The following is a 973-nucleotide window of genomic DNA, read 5'->3' as shown; positions in this document are numbered from 1 at the left end:
CCCTCGCTGAGCGCACCGGGGCGACGATCCCCGCGACGAGCCAGCAGCTCGCGAAGCTGCGCGCCGCCGGTGTCGTCAGCGCACGCCGGCAGGGACGCCGGCAGCTCTATCGGGTCGACGATCCGCACATCGTCGCGGTGGTCGCGGCGATGCTCGACCACATCGCGCCCGACGGCACGCTCGCCGCGCCCCCGGACCCTCGGCGCCCACCGCGCCAGCCGCGCTTCGTGCGGGCGTGACCGCGAACCGGACGGCACCGGGCCGCGGCATCCGTCACCTCTTGGGTGCCGCCACGAACAGCGTCTCGGTCTTCTCGAGCTCCATGCCCTTGGTCTCCGGCACCTTCAGCAGCACGTAGACGAAGGAGAGGGCCGCGAACACGGCGTACATGCCGTAGGTGAGCGGCAGCGACCACGCCGACATCGAGGGGAACGAGACCGTGATGACGAAGTTCGCGATCCACTGCGCCGCGGCCGCGACGCCGAGCGCGCGACCGCGGATGCGGCTCGGGAAGATCTCGCCCAGCAGCACCCACACGAGCGGACCCCACGACGCGCCGAACCCGATGACGAACAGATTCGCGGCGACGAGCGCGATCGGGCCCCAGGCGCCCGGGAGGGACACCTCGCCGTTCACCGTCACCGAGAAGGTGAACGCGAGCGCCATGATGCCCAGCGACAGGGTCATCAGCACCGAGCCGACCAGCAGGATGGGCTTTCGGCCCACCCGGTCGACGAGGAAGATCGCGACCAGGGTGACGACGACGTTCGTGACCGAGGTGATGACGCTGATGACCAGGGAGTCGCCCTCGGTGAACCCGACCGCGCGCCACAGCGTCGTCGAGTAGTAGAAGATCACGTTGATGCCGACGAACTGCTGGAACACCGACAGGATGATGCCCACCCAGACGATCGGCTGAAGTCCGAGCACGTGTCCGCGCAGCGACGCCTTCTTGGTGGTGCGGTCCGCGCTG

General features: G+C 69.6%; 2 protein-coding genes. One reads left to right on the top strand and one right to left on the bottom strand.

The features are described 5' to 3' along the window. On the top strand, positions 1–239 hold a 239-nt coding region (locus tag ASG00_RS15505; protein WP_162238402.1), incomplete at its 5' end, for an ArsR/SmtB family transcription factor. Positions 240–273: 34 nt separating this feature from the next. Here the strand turns inward: ASG00_RS15505 and ASG00_RS18610 are convergent. After that, positions 274–973: MFS transporter (locus ASG00_RS18610; RefSeq protein WP_235559596.1), on the bottom strand; the 700-nt coding region annotated here is incomplete at its 5' end.

Origin of the sequence: Microbacterium sp. Leaf351 (assembly GCF_001423825.1) — a bacterium.
Classification (GTDB): domain Bacteria; phylum Actinomycetota; class Actinomycetes; order Actinomycetales; family Microbacteriaceae; genus Microbacterium; species Microbacterium ginsengisoli.
The sequence above is the reverse complement of the archived record's forward strand: the minus strand, read 5'-3'. Positions and strand labels throughout refer to the sequence as shown.